Raw genomic sequence first — 16,420 nt, forward strand, 5'->3', positions numbered from 1 at the left:
ATGGTCCACCACGTCACCCGCATCACCGTGGACGCCGGGGCGCCCCGCGCCGCGGAGCTGGGCCGCGCGCTCGCGCAGCTCGGGTTCACCGTCCACGCGGGGCGCCGGCGCCTGGTCGGCGAATCGAGCGAGGTGGAGGCGCACGACGCCAAGCGGCGGCTGCGCGCGCTCGGCTTCGCCGACCGGGAGTACCGCGTCTTCCTGGAGTACGTCCGCCGCTGGGGGGTGCTGTGACCGCGCCGCTCGTGCCGCTGTTCGTGAAGCTCGCCGGCCGGGACGTGGTGGTGGTGGGCGGCGGGGCCATGGCGGCGCTCCGCGTGCGCCAGCTCGCCGAGGCCGGCGCGCGCGTGAAGGTGGTCGCCCCGGAGATCCGCGAGGAGGTCGCCGCGCTCGCGACGGAGCTCGTCCGGCGGCCGTTCCGCGGCGGCGATCTCGACGGGGCCTGGTTCGCCGTGGCGGCGGCGACGCCGGAGGTGAACCGGGACGTTGCCCGCGCCGCCGAGGCGCGCCGCGTCCTGGTGAACGCGGTGGACGATCCGGAGCACGCCACCGCCTACACCGCGGGCGTGGTCCGCCGCGGCGACGCCACCGTCGCCATCTCCACCGGCGGGCGCGCCCCCGCGCTCGCCGGCCTGCTCCGGGAGGCGGTGGAGGCGCTGCTCCCGCCCGAGGTGGCCGGCTGGGTGGACGCCGCCGCGGCGGAGCGGCCGGACTGGAAGGCCGCGCGCGTCCCGCTCGCGGCGCGTCGCGGGCGCCTGCTCCGGACGCTGAACGCGCTCCACGGCGAGCCGCCCGAGGCGCCCGTGCCGCCCGGCCTGGTGTCGCTGGTCGGCGCCGGCCCCGGCGACGCGGGCCTGCTCACCCGCCGCGGCGCCGAGCGGCTCCGGACCGCCGACGTGGTCCTGTACGACGCGCTGGTCGATCCCGCGGTGCTCGCGCTCGCGCCCTCGGCCCACCGCTTCCACGTGGGCAAGCGCGCCGGGCGCCCGAGCGTCTCGCAGCGCGCCATCGAGCGGCTGCTGGTGCGGTCGGCCCGCGCCGGCAAGCGCGTGGTCCGGCTGAAGTGCGGCGATCCGTTCGTGTTCGGCCGCGGGGGCGAGGAGGCGCTGGCGCTCGCCGCGGCGGGCGTGCCGTTCGAGGTGGTCCCCGGCGTCTCGTCCGCGGTCGCCGCGCCGGCGCTCGCGGGCATCCCGGTGACGCACCGCGGGACGGCGACCGCGTTCGCGGTGGTGGCCGGGCACGCCGAGGCGTCGTACGGCCCGGTGCTCGACGGCCTCGCGCCGGGCACGCTCTCGCTGGTGGTGCTCATGGGCGTGGGCGAGCGCGCCGGCATCGCCGCGCGGCTCCGCGCCCGCGGCTGGGCCGCGGACACGCCCGCGGCGCTCGTCCTGGGCGCGTCGGGCCAGCACGCCCACACCTGGCGCGGCCGCCTCGCCGACCTGGCCGGCCTCGCGCTCCCGCCGGACCGCGCCCACCTCCCCGGCACGCTCGTCGTCGGGGCCGTCGCCGCCCTCTCCCTCCGCTCCGCCGTCTCCACCGCACCGCAACCCGCCGCCCGCGCCGACGCGCGGCCGGCCTGAAAGGATACGCCCGTGACCGCCACGCCGCCGCCCGCCGAGCGCGACCGCCCCTCCTTCGCCGACGACGCCGAGATCTCCGACTTCCTCGACACGCTGGGCCGCTTCGAGCGCGGCGAGCTGGACGCGGAGGCCTGGCGCGCCTACCGCGTCGCCCGCGGCGCGTACGGACAGCGCCAGGACGGCGTCCACATGCTGCGCATCAAGCTGCCGCAGGGCGCGGTCTCCGGCGCGCAGCTCCGCGCCCTGGCCGAGGTCGCGAGCCGCTGGTCGCGCGGCTTCGGGCACGTCACCACCCGCCAGAACTTCCAGCTCAACTACGTGCGCCCCGCCGACCTCGAGCCGGCCATGCGGCGCCTCGCCGAGGCCGGCATCACGACCTCCGGCGCCGGCGGCAACACGGTGCGCAACGTGCTCGCCTGCCCGCGCGCCGGCGTCTCGCCGGACGAGGTCTTCGACGTGACCCCGTACGCGGAGGCGTTCACCCGCCACTTCCTGCGCCACCCCCTCGGCGACGCGCTGCCGCGCAAGTTCAAGGTGGCGTTCGAGGGCTGCGCCCGCGACCACGTCGCGACCGCCATCCAGGACCTCGGCTTCCGCGCCCGCCTGCGCGACCGTGTCCGCGGCTTCGCGGTGACCGTGGCCGGCGGGACCTCGTCGGCGTGCACCGCCGGCGCGCCGCTCGTGGAGTTCCTGCCCGCGGCGGACGTCCTCGCGCTGGGCGAGGCGGTGATCCGCGTGTTCCACGCGCGCGGCGACCGCGCGAACCGCCACCGCAACCGGCTCAAGTTCCTGCTCCGCGCGCTCGGCTTCGAGCCGTTCCGCGCGCTCGTGCTGGCGGAGCTGGAGCAGGTGCGGGCCGAGGGCTCCCCGGCGCTGCCGTTCGACCCCGAGCGGCCGCCGGTCGAGGTCGCGCCCGCCGCCGCGCGCCCGCCGGCGCCGGCCGCCGCCGACCTCGCCGCGCGCGTGCGCGGCGCCCGGCTCGGCGGGCCCGGCGAGCCGCCGCCGCTCCGGATCGTCACCGAGCCCGCCCCGGGTGCGCTCGCGGCGTTCCGGGCCACCAACGTGCTCCCGCAGCGGCAGGCCGGGTATGCGATCGTCGCCGCCTCGCTCGCGCAGGGCGACGCGACCGCGGCGCAGCTCGAGGCGCTCGCCGCGCTGGCCGAGGCGTATGGCGACGGCGCGGCGCGCTTCACCAGCGGCGGGCACGTGCTCCTCCGCTGGGTCCGCGAGGAGGACGTGCCGGCGCTGCACGCCCGGCTCGCCGCCGCCGGCCTGGGGCGCGACGGCGCCGGGACCGCGGCCGACGTGGTCGCGTGCCCGGGCGCCGACGTGTGCCGGCTCGCGGTGACGCGGACCCGCGCGCTCGCGCGGCTGATCGAGGAAGCGGTGCGGCGCGCGGTCCCCGGGGCCGGGGCGGTGCCGCTGCCCGTCGCGATGTCCGGCTGCCCGAACGGCTGCAGCCAGCACCACCTCGCCGCCATCGGCCTGCAGGGCAGCGCGCGCAGGCTGGGGGGCCGCGCGGTCCCGCAGTACTTCGTGCTGCTCGGCGGCCAGGTGGACGCGGGCGGGGCCACCTTCGGCCGGCTCGCCGCCAAGGTTCCGGCGCGGCGCGTCGCGGACGCGGTGGCGCGGCTGACGTCGCTCTACCTCGCCGAGCGCCACGCCGGCGAGGACGCCGGGCCGTTCTTCGCGCGGAGCCTGGATCGCGCGAAGGCCGTCCTCGCGGAGTACGAGCACCTGCGGCTCGAGGACACCCGGCCCGAGGACTTCGTCGAGCCCGGCACCACCGAGGACTTCCGCCCGGGGGCGGACGCCGGGGAGCGCGCCGCGTAGCGCTCCCGAGCCCGAGCAGCGCACGCGCCGGGCGTGGGCTGCCCGGCGCCGCGCCCCCTCTCAGGAGCCGCGCTGCGCGCCGGCCGTCGATGGGCAGCGGCGCATCGAGCCGGCCGGCGCCGCGAGGGCGCGCTCAGCGGGCCGCGGCCCGCCACCAGGCGTCGGTCGCGTCCCAGGCCGCCTGGTGGTCGAGCCCCTTCATCATCTCCTCCACGTGCTTCCCTGCGCGCGCGGCCATCCTCTCGCCGTCGTCGCCGGAGCGGGTCGCGTCCCACGCGGCCTGGTGATCGCTGCCCTTCATCATCTCCGCCGCGTGGCGGTACATGCGGGCGGTGACGTCGGTGCGCGAGACCGAGGCGCGCACCGCCTCGCGTGCCTCGTCGGTGCTGGTGGGCGCCTGCGCGGCGCGGGCGGCGCCGGCGCCGAGCGCGAGCGCAGCGGTGAGCGGGATCGAGTGACGGAGCTTCATGGGCGTGTCCTCCTCGGATCGGATCGGGTTCAGCGCGTGCAGGCGCAGGCCATCCGCGCCGCCTCGGGGCGGACGACGCGCTCGCGCGCCGGCGCCTGCGACGGGTACCGGGTGTCGTCGTAGCCCGGGCCCGCGGCGACGGCGCCGGCGCCGCCGGTGCCGCTGGTGGTGAGGGTGGTGTGCGTGGTCTCGCCGTAGTTCACGTCGTCGTACGAGCCCGCGCTCGGCGGCAGGTCGGCGGCGAGGGCGGAGCCTGCGAACAGGGTGGCGGCGGCGACGGCGAGGAAGGTCCGGGTGCGCATGTTCTCTCCTGGTGCGGGCATCCCGCCCGCGTCTTCGTCGTGGATTCGACGCCCTCTCGGGATTGCAGCGCGCGTGCCGGACGTCGGGCCGGCGGCGGCCGCGGAAACCGCGCGGGATCGCGGCCGCTGCGGCGCCGGCACGGGCGCGCGGCGTGACCGCGGCCGTCACATCGTGATCGCGCGCGATCCGCTCGCGCGCGGTCCTCCCGCCGCCCGGCCGTTGTCCCCCGGCCGCGGGCGTGCCAAGGTCGCGGCGTGGACCCCGCCGCCGCACTGCGCGCGATCCCGCCGTTCGACCGGCTGCCCGAGCCGCTGTTCTCCGACGCGGTCGCCCACCTCGAGGCCTGCGCGTTCCCCGCCGGCACCTGGATCGCGCGGGCGGGGGGCGAGCCGCTCCGGCACCTGTTCGTCGTCCGCAGCGGGACGGTGCGCCTCGAGCGCCACGGCCAGAGCGTGCAGGTCCTCGAGGAGGGCGAGACGTTCGGGTTCACCTCGCTCCTCACCGGCGCGTCGGCGCTCGACGTGGTGGTCGAGGACGACCTCCTGGCGTGGCGGCTGCCGCAGGAGGTGTTCGAGCGGCTGCTCGCCGACCGCGCCTTCGCCGGCCACTTCGCGGCCGGCCTGGGGCAGCGGCTCCGCTCCAGCCTGGAGCAGTCGCCGGTGGCCGCGTTCCAGCCCGACCTGGCGGTGGCGGTCGGCGACCTGCTGCGCGGGCCGGCGGTGTGGATCGAGGCCGGGGCGCCGGTGGTCGAGGCGGCGCGGAGCATGCGCGATCACCGCATCTCGTCGGTGCTGCTCCGCACCGAGCCGCCGTCGATCCTCACCGATCGCGACCTTCGCAACCGGGTGGTGGCCGAGGGGCTCCCCGGGAGCGCGCCGGCGGCGGGCGTCGCCTCGGGTCCGCTGCGCACGGTCGAGGCCGCGACGCCGGTGTACCAGGCGTGGCTCGCGCTCCTCGACGCGGGCGTCCACCACCTGCCGGTGGTCCGGGAGGGCGAGATCGCCGGGGTGGTGACCTCCACCGACCTGATGCGGGTCTCCGGGCACGGACCGATGGCGCTGCTGCGCCGCGTGGAGCGGCTCGCCTCGCGCGACCGCCTCGCCGGCTATGCGGCGCAGGTCTCGGACATGGTGGGGGGCCTGCTCGCGGCGCGGCTCGACCCGATGGTGATCGCGCAGCTCGTCGCCCGGCTGAACGACACGCTGCTCCGCACCGCGGTGCGCTGGGCGGAGGCGGAGCTGGGGCCCGCCCCGGCGCCGTGGGCCTGGCTCTCGCTCGGCTCCGAGGGCCGGATGGAGCAGACGCTCCTCACCGACCAGGACAACGCGCTGGTCTTCGCGGACGAGGGGCTCCCGGCGCGCGGCTGGTACCAGGCGCTCGCGGACCGCGTGGTGGCGGACCTCCGCGCCGCCGGCTTCCCGGCCTGCCCGGGCGGCTACATGGCGACGCGCTGGAACGGGCCGATGGAGGAGTGGCGCGAGCGCTTCCGCACCTGGCTGGCCGAGCCGCGGCCGCAGGCGCTCCTCGATGCGGCCGTCTTCCTCGACTTCCGGCGCGCGGCCGGCGCGCTCGACCTGGCGCCGCTGCAGGAGGTGGTCGCGGGCGCGGCGGAGCTGCCGCTGTTCCTGCGGGGCATGGCGGAGCAGGCGATCCGGTTCCACCCGCCGCCCGCGCTGCTGCTGCGCCTGCGCGGCGCGTCCTCCACCGTGGACCTCAAGAAGCACGGCCTGGCGCCGGTGGCGTTCCTGGCGCGCTGCTACGCGCTGGAGAGCCGGGTGGCGGAGCGCGGGACGCTCGAGCGGCTCGCCGCGGCCGAGCGCGCCGGCCGGATGGATCCGGAGCTGCGCGAGATCGTCGCCGAGGCCTACCGGTTCCTCGTCGGCCTGCGGCTCCGCCTGCAGCTTCGCCACGTCGCCGAGGGCCGGCCGCCCGGCGACGAGGTCTCGCTGTCGGCGCTCTCGCCGGTGGAGCGCACCCGGCTGAAGGAGGCGTTCCGCGCCATCCGCGGCTGGCAGGACGCGGTGGCGTTCCGGTACCGCCTGTGAGCGATCCCGTCCCTCGCCGCGGCGCCCGCGCCGAGGCCGGGCTGCGCGCGGGCGCGAGGCCCGCGCTCACATCGCGCTGCGGGAGCGCCGGGCGCCGTCGGCCCCGGCCAGCTCCTGGAGCGCCTCGCGGGCGGCCGGGTCCGCCTCGAGCACCTGCCGCGGGAGCCGGCGCAGCGCGAGCCGCGCGAGCTCCGGCATGCCGGCGACCTCGACCGGCAGCCACACGTGCGCGCCCTGGTCGGTGGTCAGGTGGAACCAGCGCTGCGCGCCGTTGAAGGAGAGCCTGGCCACGCTGCCCCACCCCACCAGCCGGCGGCGGAACACGCCGACGCGCTCGAGGCCGGTGTCGTGCACGACCACGCGCGCGCGGGCGGCCGAGGCGAGCTGGAACGCGGCGACCGCGAGCAGGAGCAGGACCACCACCGCCCCGCCCGCCATGCCCACCAGCCCGACCCGGCGCGGCTCCGCGCCCCACGACCGGACCATGAGCGCGGCGACCAGCGCGGCGGGGACGAGCGCGGTGACGCACGAGAGGATCGCGTTCCGCGGCGGGGTCCGGAGCACGAGCGGCTGGCCCGGCTTCCAGGGCACGTGGGCCGGCGCGACGGGGCGGCGGCGCCCCCGGCCCCGTGCTGCCTGCGCCGCGAACATCAGGACCGCGAGCACCGCGAAGGCGATCAGGCTCTCGCGCATGCGGCCAGTGTGCACCACGGCCGGCGCCGCGGTGAAGGCCGCCCCTGGGTGCGTTCACCCTTCGAGGTGGGTCGCCCGATGACGACCGCTCCGGTCCGCCGCCGCGGCGCCGGGCAGGGGGCCGCCCCTCCCGCCCCCGGGCGGCGGCGCCGCCTCAGATCATGTGCGCGCCACCGCTCACCGGCAGGTAGGTGCCGCTGACGTGGCGGGCCCCCTCGCCGCACAGGAACAGGACCGCGCCCGCCACGTCCTCCGGCGCGCCCAGCCGGCGCAGCGGCGTGTGGGCGGCGATGGCGTCGTGCATGGCCTTCGGCTGGGAGGCGGTCGCGTCCGTGAGCGTCAGGCCCGGGGCCACCACGTTGACGCGGATGCCGTGCGGGCCGAGCTCCAGCGCCAGCGAGCGCGAGAACGCGTCGAGCGCCGCCTTGGCGCTGGAGTGGGCGACGAACCCGGGCCCGGGCTGGCGCGAGAGGCCGCTGCTCACGTTGACGATGCAGCCACCGCCCCGCCGGATCATCCCCGGCACCACCGCCTGGCAGGTGAGGAAGCTCGCCTTCAGCTCGCTGCAGAGCTTCCGCTCGAAGTCCTCCCACCGGTACTCGGCGAACGGCGCGATGGGGAAGCTCATGTTCGCGTTGTTGACGAGGACGTCCACCGGGCCGAGCTCCGCCTCGACCGCGCGGACCATGCCCTCCACCTCCGAGGGCACCGTCACGTCGGCGCGCGCGAGCATCGCCCGGCCGCCGCGCGCCGCGATGTCCGCGACCACCTGCTGCCCGTGCTCCTTGCTGCGCGCGTAGTTCACCGCCACCTTGGCGCCGCTCGCCGCCAGCGCCTTCGCGATGGCCGCGCCGATGCCGCGGCTCCCCCCCGTCACGATCGCCACCTTGTTCTCGAGCATCCACCTCGCGTATCAGCCCGGCCCGGCGCCCGCGCTGATCGCCGTCACGTCCCGCGGCGGCGCACCGTCGCAGCCGCCGCCCGGCTCGGCGCCGGGCGGCGGCCCCCGCCGTCAGTCGGTGGTGTACGCGCCCGAGCCCACCAGCACGTCCCCCACGCGCTCGGTGTAGGCCTTCTTCGGCTCGACCTTGCCGGTGGCGGGGTTCCTGAACCTGAACCGGGTCCAGCCCGCGCCCTTGGTCTTCGCGAGCTCCACGTACTCCTTCGTGTAGAGCGTGCCGTCCTCGTCGGCGACGTTCAGGTAGTTCTTGCCCACGCGCGACGGGTCCGCGCCGTGCGCCACGCACGTGCCCTCGAGGTCGTACACGAACAGGTAGAGGTCCTTGTAGATGAACGGGCCGTTCCGGTTCTGGAACTCCTTGAACGCCCGGTCCTTGCCATGCTTCTTCAGGTAGGCGACCGCGGTCTTCACCAGCTCCTGGGCGTCCTCGGGCGTGGCGCGGACGTCCGCGGCCCAGGCATCGCCGGTCAAGATCATCGCGACCGCGAGCGCGGCCAGCAGCTTCTTCATGGAGGGACCTCTTCGCAGGACGTGGGTGGAATCCCCGCGCGCCGACGTCCTCCGGCGCGACGGGCAGCTCGACTTCGCGCGCTCAGGCCTCGGCCCGACGCGCGGCCGCGACGACCTCACGCTCCGCCCGCCGCTCGAGGGCGCGCGGCGGCGCGGCGGACGCCGCCCCGGCCCGGGCGATGCGGAACGCGCCCACCAGCGCGGCGAGCTCCCCGGCCTGGCTGGAGAGCTCGCTGGCCGCGGAGGACGACTCCTCGGCGCTGGCCGCGTTCTGCTGCGTCACCTTGTCCATCTCGCCGACCGCGGCGTGGACCTGCGTGACGCCGGCGGTCTGCGCCCGGGCGCTCTCCGCGATCTGCCGGACAAGGTCGGACACCTGGGTGATCGAGCCGACGATGTCGGCCAGGCGCGCGGCCGCCTGCGCGGCGACGGCGGCGCCCTCGTCCGCGCGGCCCATGGACTCGCGGATGAGCCCCTCGGTCCGGCTGGCCGCCTCCTTGGAGCGCAGCGCCAGGGAGCGGACCTCCTCGGCGACCACCGCGAAGCCGCGGCCCGCCTCGCCCGCGCGCGCCGCCTCGACGGCCGCGTTCAGCGCGAGCAGGTTCGTCTGGAACGCGATCTCGTTGATGTCCTTGATGATCTGCGAGGTGCCCTCCGCGCTCGCGCGGATGCTCGCCATCGCGCCCTGCACCTCGGCCACCGCCGCCGCGCCCTCGCCGGCCGCGCCGCGCGCACGCTCTGCCAGGCGGCTCGCCTGCTGCGCGCCCTCCGCGGACCGCTGCGCCACGGTCGCCACCCCGTCCACGGACGCGCGCGTCTGCTCGAGCGAGGCGGCCTGCTCCGAGGCGCCGCTCGCCACCGCCTGCGACGACGAGGCGATCTGGGACGCGGCGCTCGACACCTGGTCGGCCGCCTCCGCCACCTGCGCCAGGGCGTCGTGCAGCGCGGTGGCGGTCTCGTTGAGCGCCTCCTTCAGGCGCGCGTGGTCGCCCCGGTACGCGCCGCCCATCCGCACGCGCAGGTCGCGCTCGGCCAGGCGCCCCAGCGCCTGGGCCGCCTCGTGCACCGGCGCGAGCAGCGCGTCGAGCGTGGCGTTGACGCCCTCCAGCATGGCGCGCGACTCGTTGCGGTACCGCGCGGCGTCGGCGCGCGCCGAGAGGTCGCCGTCCGCGAGGCGGCCCAGCACCGCGGCCACGTCGCGGATGGGCGCCACCACCGCGGTGAGCGTCTCGTTCGTGCCCTCCACGATCTCGCGGTAGACGCCCTGGTGACGCGCGGCCTCGGCGCGGACGTCGAGCTTGCCGTCCAGCGCCGCGCGCGAGAGCAGGCCCGCGTCGGCGACCAGCGCGTTCACCGCGCCGATGCAGCCGTTCAGGCTCGCCTTCAGCGCGTCGAAGTCACCCGCCCACCGCTCGTCGATCGCGGCGGGCAGGTCGCCCCGCGCGATGCGGTCCACGCACGCGGCCGCGGCCCCGATCGGCCCGATCACCGCGTCCAGGGTGGCGTTGACGCCCTCCACGATGCGCCGGAAGTCGCCCTGGTGGCGCCTCGCGTCCGCCCGGGTCGCGAGCCGGCCCTCGACGGCGGCGGCGGACAGGGCGCGCGCGTCCGCGACCAGCGCGTTCACCGCGTCCACGCAGGTGTTGAGGTTGTCGCGCAGGGGCGCGAAGTCCCCGGGGTACTCCCGCTCGATCCGCGGCGGGATGTCGCCCCGGGCGATCCGATCGACGTACTCGGCGGCCATGGCCACCGGCCCGGTCACCGCGTCGAGCGTCTCGTTCACGCCGGCCACGATGGCGCGGTAGTCCCCCTGGTGGCGGGAGAGGTCGGCGCGCGCGGAGAGCCGGCCCCGCGGCGGCGGCGCTGGCCAGGCCCTTGGCGTCGGCGACCAGGGCCTCCACCGCGCCGGTCACGGCGTTCAGGCTGTCGCGGACGCCGTTGAAGTCCGCGCCGCGCGTCTCGACGATGCGCGCCGGCATCCTCCCGGCCGCGATCTGATCGAGCGTCGCGGCCACCTGGGCGAAGGTGGCGGTGACGTCGCGCGCCACCAGCGCCCCGACGGCCAGCACGGCGATTGCGATGAGCAGGATCGCCGCGGCCAGCGCCACCCCGGACACCACCGCCGCGCGCCTCGCCCGCGCCCCCTCCGCCGCCACCTGCGCGGCCTGGCTCGCCTTCAGGCGGTCGAGGAGCCCCATGGCGGCGTCGTAGCCGTCGCGGTGCAGCAGGAGGGCGCCCAGGATCCGGTGCTGCGCCCGCTCCACCTGCGGGTCCTCCACCGGCAGCCCCTCCGCGAGCAGCGCGTCGCGGCGCCGCTCCAGCTCGAGCACCCGCTTCACCGCGCCGGTCCAGTCGTCCAGCGGCGACTGCAGGGCCTGCCAGTGCGCGTCCTCCTCGGCCGACCTGGGCCGCGCGCCGTACTCGCTCCGCGCGCGGGCGACCGCCTCGAGCGATCGGTCCGCGTCCTGGCGGAGCGCGGCGCGGAAGTCGGCGTCGAACCGGCCGTTGGAGAGCGCGTGGATGGCGCGCGAGACGTCGGTCATCTCCGACTCGAGCGTCGCCACCGAGCTCAGGTTCGGCACGCTCACCCCGGTGAAGCCGGCGGAGATGCCCTCCAGCGTGCGGAGCGCCACGATGCTGCCCGCCAGCAGCGCGAGCAGGAGGGCGACCGAGACGGCGTAGGTGCCGACGATCTTCGTTCCGATCTTCATTCGAGCGAGCATGGGCCTCCCGGGGTTGCGGCGTCGGGAGGCGGCAGCAAGCGTCGGGCCAGCGAAGTCGCTCGCGATTTCCCGGCGTCGCGCGCGGGTTCGTCCTCACCCCGGGTGACGATCGGCGCCGCGGCCGTGCGCGCGGCCCGCGCCGGCGGCGTCAACGGCGTGACGCCCTGCCTTCCCCGAGGGCGAGCCCTGGCGCCGCGGGACCGTCCGTCCACCTCGCCCGAGCGCCGGCCCCGTGCGCGGCCGGGCCGCCCCCGTGCGCGGCGGGCCACCCGGCGCAGGAGGTTCCCCGGCGTGCGTGATTGCGCAGCCAGATTGCCGCACCGGCCCGTTGGATTGATCACGGATTGTGGCGTGGCCGGCAGCCGCATTGACCGGTGGGATTGCGGGGCGTCTCATCGCACTCCGACGTTCGCGGGTTCCGTAACGCAACCCAACGTAGGAGGGGGAGTCATGAGGAAGCTGATTGTCCTCGTCGCGATCGCGCTCGCGACGACGCTGTCCGCCTGTCAAGGCGACAAGGGTCCGGTGGGACCGCAGGGGCCGCAGGGAGACAAGGGGGACCAGGGCGACAAGGGTGACAAGGGGGATCCGGGCGAGCCTCCGCTCGCCACCACCGAGGCGTGCGCCGGTTGTCACGCCGGGTCGATCGGCTCGGTGCACGCGCTCGCGCCGACCGACGCCGTCCAGGTGACGCTGTCCACGGACGACCGCTACACGATCAGAGTGAACCCGGAGACCCACGCGGTGACCTTCCGCTTCAACGTGAAGGTCAACGGGGTGAACCGGATCGACTTCACGAACAAGGCGGCCGTCATGCGGTCGCACAACGAGGACGCGTTCTGGGTCTACGACCCGGCGATCAGCGCGGGCCGCCGCGTCAAGATCCCGTGCGGCACGGTCGCGAGCGCCACCTGCGATCCGAACGTGCAGTGGGCCGTGTCGAGCAACGGCAGCGGCAACTACACCATCACCGTCTCGGGCTTCGCCGCGGATCCGGCGCCCGGCACGACGTTCATGCTGAGCACCATGGGCCCGGACGAGATGACCGCGACGGTGGTGGCCACCCTCGGCGAGTCCACGCACGACTCGGTGAGCAACGAGGCGTGCATGAACTGCCACGGCAACCACATCTGGCGCGGCGCGGCCCACGACGTGACCAATCCGCAGGGCATCGGCCCGTGCGTCGTCTGCCACAACCGCGACGGCGCGGTCGAGACGCGCCTCACCGGCTACGTCGCCGCGAACGCGAGCGTCACGCCGCCGATCGTCGGCGTCGATCCCGCCGAAGGGACCCGCGGCACCGGCCTCATGGGCATCGTCCACGGCATCCACAACTCGAAGAACATGCCCGACGGCGTGTACCACTGGCTCTGGACGAACGGGACCAGCTACCACGACTTCTCGAACGGCTTCCCGGGCAACATGAACAACTGCGCCACCTGCCACCAGGGTGACCGGTTGGCCGCGGCCGCGAACGCCCCGGTCTCCTTCGCGCTGTGCGTCTCCTGCCACGACGACCTGGGCGCGTTCCCTGCCGCGCCGAGCTCCGGCGCATACAACCACGCCGCCTTCACGCCGTTCTCCTCCTGCAGCCCGTGCCATGACGGCCAGACCGCCGCGATGTTCCACGACGGCCAGGTCACCGAGCGCGCCGGCCTGATCTGGGACGGCGCCGACCAGTCGATCGTGCTCGCCTCGACGATCAAGCTGGCGATCACCGACGTCGTCGCGGACGCCTCCGGCATGACGGTCACCTGGACCGCCACCGACCCGACCAACGCGGGCGCGGCGTGGGATCCGTGCAACGACGACTACGCGGCCGGCCCGGTGTTCTTCCGGACGCCGGCGGACCTGGCCACCGAGGGCTGCACCAACACGGCCGCCGGCTGCGGCAACACGATGAGCATCCTCCGCTCGTACGCCCAGGCGGACGACTGGGTGAACGACGGCCTCACCGGCGCGTCCACCACCATCCTGCCCGGCCAGCCGAACGGCTCCACCACGCTCAGCACCACCAACACGACCTGCGACGCGAACCACGTCGCGACGACGGTGGTCCCGCTCCAGAACACCACCGCCACCCGCGGCATCGTCGCCCTGCAGGGCAAGCCGCAGGTCCGGTTCGACAACGGCAACGTCGTGTGGGTCCGCGCGACCACCCCGACCCGCGAGTTCATGGTCGCGGACGGCGCGCTGCCCGACACCGCCCGCCGCCAGATCGTCTCGGTGGCCAAGTGCAACGCGTGCCACCTCGGCACGCTGTACCAGCACGGCGGCAGCCGCGTGGACAGCATCGAGCTGTGCGTGATGTGCCACAACCCGGCGTCGAGCGAGCAGAACCGCCGCGTGGACATCGGCATCAACGCCGCGAACGCGTACGACGGCCTGGCCGGCCAGACGTACGACCTCCGCACGATGGTGCACGCGATCCACTCGGCCGGCGAGACCGGCCGCGGCCTCGTGTACTACCGCACCAACGGCATCTACTTCTTCGGGTCCGCCGAGGCGCTGGGCGAGCTCCCGAGCTGGCCGACCGGTGACGCGTGCGTGAGCTGCGTGGACGAGGAGGACGGGCCGCTCAGCTACTGCAAGGTGTACGGCTCGGCCGCCACCGGCAAGGACTACTCGACCGTGGCGAACACCGACGGCAGCTGCAAGGCGCAGGCGGAGCTGCTCGACAGCACCGACGGGACCTGGCGTCCGCACCGCTTCGTCGAGGTGGAGTACCCGCGCGCGCTGAACGACTGCGGCGCCTGCCACATCGACACGGACTACGGCACCACCGCGAACGTGCTGCCGGATCCGAAGCAGGTGGTCGGGGTGACCTACGACGCCGGCGTGGCGCCGTGGAACGACCTGGCCGACGACCAGCTCCTCGGGCCGTCCACCGCGTCGTGCATGAGCTGCCACCAGTCCGGTGACGCGCTCAGGCAGTTCCAGCTGCGCAAGCACGCGTACGACAACGGCTGGGCGCCGTCGGTGTTCGAGAACGGCCGCCAGACGCTGATCGACGCGGTGCCGTAGCACCGCTGCGAGGCGGCGGGGAGCGATCCTCCCTGCTGCTCCCAAGGGGCGGAGGCGCCATCCGGCGCCTCCGCCCCGCTCGTCTGATCGCCGCGGAGGCGTCATCCGGCGCCTCCGCCCCGCGCGCCTCGGCCGGAGAGCTCCCTCGCCGCCTCGCCCAGCCGCTCGACCGCGGCCTCGAGCTGCGCGTCGTCGAGATACGGCGCCGGCCCGAGCCGCAGGTGACGCCCGCGGCTGTCGGCGAGCACGCCCCGCGCCGCGAGGGCGCGCTGCAGGGCCGCCGCGTGGGGCGAGTCGAGCGCCAGGAATCCGCCGAGCCGGTCGAGCGAGGTGCCGCGGTCGCGCGTCACCACCGCCTCGTCCAGCCCGAGCGCGTCGAAGCGGGCGGCGAGCAGGTCGAGCTGCCGCCGGTAGCTCGCCCGGAGCGCCTCCGGGGTCAGCCCCTGCTCGCCGAAGAAGTCCATGACGCGCGCGGCGCGGTAATGGCTGGTCGGATCGTAGGTCGAGCCGGCGAAGGCCGCGGCCCCTCGGCCGTACGGGACGAGCCCCGGGCGCGCGGCGTCCGCCAGGGCGTCGAACTCGGCGTACCACCCGGTGACCGCCGGCCGCAGCGCGCGCGCGTGCGGCGGCAGCCGCAGGAAGCAGTTCCCCTCCCCGAGCTGCAGGTACTTGTAGCCGCCGCCGACGATCCAGGCGGACCCGAGCCCGGTGGCCGGCAGCGGGAACGGGAGCGCGCCGAGCGCGTGGTAGGCGTCCACCAGCAGCTCGACGCCGGCGCGCGCGCACGCGCCCGCGAGCGCCCCGAGGCCGGGCACGATCCGGGCGTCCTCGTACAGCACCGCCGAGACCAGCACCGCGGCGGTCCCGTCGCCGGCGCGCGCGGCGAGGCGCTCGGCGAGCGTGTCCACCGGCCGCGCGGGGAGCACCTCCACCTCGAGCCAGTCCTCGCCGAGCCGGGCGAGCTGCCGGCGCAGCGTGTGGAACTCGCCGTCGGTCGTGACCAGCCGCCGGCGCCGCCGCAGGTCGAGCGCCGAGAGGAACCGCAGGACGAGCTCGTGCGTGCTCCCGCCCAGCGCGACCTCGCCGCCGGGATCGGCGAGCAGCGCCCGGAACCCCTCCCGCACGCGCTCGGCCTTCGCGAGCGCCCGCCCCCACTTCTCGTCCACCTCGCGCGCGGCGTCGTCGAACGCCTCGAGCTGTCCCTCCCGCGCGACGTCCGGCCAGGCCTGGTGCGAGTGGCCGGTGAGCAGCAGCCGCTCCGCCACCCGGAACCGCGCGTAGTGGCGCGCGAGCGGGTTCACAGCGCGCCCCGCACCGCCCAGAGGTCCGGGAACGCGGGGGTGAACAGCGTCGAGCGCAGGTACCGTGCGCCCGCCGACCCGCCGGTGCCCGGCTTGTCGCCGATGGTCCGCTCGACCATCTTCACGTGCCGGTAGCGCCACTCCTGGACGCCCTCGTCGAGATCCACGAAGCGCTCGCACACCAGGGCCGCCTCGCCGTCGGCGCGGTAGACCTCGAGCAGGACGCGCTGCACCGCCTCCGACGGCTGGCGCCAGCCCGCCGGGCGAGGCTCCGGGACGACCGGCGTCTCGAACCCCTGCGTGGCGAGGTAGCGCAGGAGGGAGTCGAACAGCGAGGGCGCCGCCATCGCCGCGGCGATCCGCGCGTACCCCGGGCCGTCGGGCGGGTACGGCGCGAGCATCCGGTCGTCGCGGCGTCCGAGCATCGCCTCCAGCACCCGGAACTGCGCCGACTGGAACCCGCTCGCCGCCTCCAGGCGGCTGCGGAACGCGGTGAACTGGCGCGGCGTCATGGTCTCGATGACGTCCACCTGCGCCACCACGGTCTTCAGGATGGTGAGGACGCGCTTCAGCGTCGCGAGCGCGTGGCCGCCCTCGCCGCGGTGCAGCCGCTCCTGCAGCCAGGTCAGCTCGTGGACGACCTGCTTGAACCAGAGCTCGTAGACCTGGTGCACCACGATGAAGAGCAGCTCGTCGTGCTCCTCGGAGCGCGGCCGCTGCGCCGCGAGGAGCTCGTCGAGCGCGAGGTAGGAGCCGTAGGTCAGCGCCGCAGAGTGGGCCGAGGGGTCGGTCATCGCGTCCTCCGGCGGGGATGCCTAACACGGGCCGGCTCGGGCCGCCCCGGCGCGCTCCCTCGGTGACGCAGCGCCTCGCGCGGGTGGGACGCCCGCCCCGCGCGCCCCGCCGGCCGATCGTGAAGCTTTCCTGAACGGCCCATGCGCGTTCCGCGCGTTTCGCGGTGCCGCGCCCGCGCGTAGC

General features: G+C 76.0%; 13 protein-coding genes. 5 read left to right on the forward strand and 8 right to left on the reverse strand.

Going from position 1 to position 16,420, the window contains the following annotated elements; genetic code table 11:
- Genes ADEH_RS16300 through ADEH_RS16310 form a run of 3 tightly spaced genes read left to right on the forward strand, consistent with a single transcriptional unit; the run spans position 1 to position 3,413 of the window.
- Complete coding sequence (locus ADEH_RS16300; protein WP_011422204.1) at positions 1–234, forward strand: hypothetical protein; 234 nt, start codon at positions 1–3, stop codon at positions 232–234.
- Complete coding sequence (gene cobA, locus ADEH_RS16305; protein ID WP_011422205.1) at positions 231–1,580, forward strand: uroporphyrinogen-III C-methyltransferase; 1,350 nt, start codon at positions 231–233, stop codon at positions 1,578–1,580. Before ADEH_RS16300 ends, cobA begins: the two co-directional genes overlap by 4 nt.
- Before the next feature lie 12 nt (positions 1,581–1,592).
- Entirely contained in the window at positions 1,593–3,413 is a 1,821-nt protein-coding gene (locus ADEH_RS16310) for a nitrite/sulfite reductase (protein WP_011422206.1), read from the forward strand.
- Between the two features lie 133 nt (positions 3,414–3,546).
- On the opposite strand, the gene ADEH_RS16315 is transcribed toward ADEH_RS16310, so the two are convergent.
- Together ADEH_RS16315 and ADEH_RS16320 are read right to left on the reverse strand one after the other, a co-directional pair.
- Positions 3,547–3,882, reverse strand: coding sequence for a hypothetical protein (locus ADEH_RS16315; RefSeq protein WP_011422207.1), 336 nt, complete (start codon positions 3,880–3,882; stop codon positions 3,547–3,549).
- Between the two features lie 29 nt (positions 3,883–3,911).
- Entirely contained in the window at positions 3,912–4,184 is a 273-nt protein-coding gene (locus ADEH_RS16320; protein ID WP_011422208.1) for a hypothetical protein, read from the reverse strand.
- A 255-nt stretch (positions 4,185–4,439) separates the two neighbouring features.
- On the opposite strand from ADEH_RS16320, the gene ADEH_RS16325 reads away from it, so the two are divergent.
- Positions 4,440–6,230, forward strand: coding sequence for a DUF294 nucleotidyltransferase-like domain-containing protein (locus ADEH_RS16325; protein WP_011422209.1), 1,791 nt, complete (start codon positions 4,440–4,442; stop codon positions 6,228–6,230).
- A gap of 66 nt (positions 6,231–6,296) precedes the next feature.
- Here the strand turns inward: ADEH_RS16325 and ADEH_RS16330 are convergent, their stop codons facing one another.
- The 4 genes from ADEH_RS16330 to ADEH_RS16345 all read right to left on the reverse strand — a co-directional run bounded on the left by ADEH_RS16330 (position 6,297) and on the right by ADEH_RS16345 (position 10,177).
- Positions 6,297–6,923, reverse strand: a complete 627-nt coding sequence (locus ADEH_RS16330; RefSeq protein WP_011422210.1) for a PH domain-containing protein — start codon at positions 6,921–6,923, stop codon at positions 6,297–6,299.
- 154 nt (positions 6,924–7,077) lie between these two features.
- Positions 7,078–7,824: an SDR family NAD(P)-dependent oxidoreductase gene (locus ADEH_RS16335; RefSeq protein ID WP_011422211.1), complete on the reverse strand. Its 747-nt coding sequence runs from the start codon at positions 7,822–7,824 to the stop codon at positions 7,078–7,080.
- Positions 7,825–7,935: 111 nt separating this feature from the next.
- A complete protein-coding gene (locus ADEH_RS16340) occupies positions 7,936–8,394 on the reverse strand; it encodes a cache domain-containing protein (RefSeq protein WP_011422212.1) in 459 nt (152 codons plus the stop codon).
- An 82-nt stretch (positions 8,395–8,476) separates the two neighbouring features.
- Positions 8,477–10,177, reverse strand: coding sequence for a methyl-accepting chemotaxis protein (locus tag ADEH_RS16345; RefSeq protein WP_198133789.1), 1,701 nt, complete (start codon positions 10,175–10,177; stop codon positions 8,477–8,479).
- 1,390 nt (positions 10,178–11,567) lie between these two features.
- Between ADEH_RS16345 and ADEH_RS16355 the strand changes: the two genes are divergently transcribed.
- Entirely contained in the window at positions 11,568–14,141 is a 2,574-nt protein-coding gene (locus tag ADEH_RS16355; protein WP_011422214.1) for a multiheme c-type cytochrome, read from the forward strand.
- A 101-nt stretch (positions 14,142–14,242) separates the two neighbouring features.
- Here ADEH_RS16355 and ADEH_RS16360 read toward each other — a convergent pair whose 3' ends face one another.
- On the reverse strand, positions 14,243–15,442 hold the full coding sequence (locus ADEH_RS16360; protein ID WP_011422215.1) for a kynureninase: 1,200 nt from the start codon (positions 15,440–15,442) through the stop codon (positions 14,243–14,245).
- Positions 15,439–16,236, reverse strand: a complete 798-nt coding sequence (locus ADEH_RS16365; RefSeq protein WP_011422216.1) for a tryptophan 2,3-dioxygenase — start codon at positions 16,234–16,236, stop codon at positions 15,439–15,441. Before ADEH_RS16365 ends, ADEH_RS16360 begins: the two co-directional genes overlap by 4 nt.
- Positions 16,237–16,420: the final 184 nt, after the last annotated feature.

The organism is Anaeromyxobacter dehalogenans 2CP-C, from assembly GCF_000013385.1.
Classification (GTDB): domain Bacteria; phylum Myxococcota; class Myxococcia; order Myxococcales; family Anaeromyxobacteraceae; genus Anaeromyxobacter; species Anaeromyxobacter dehalogenans_B.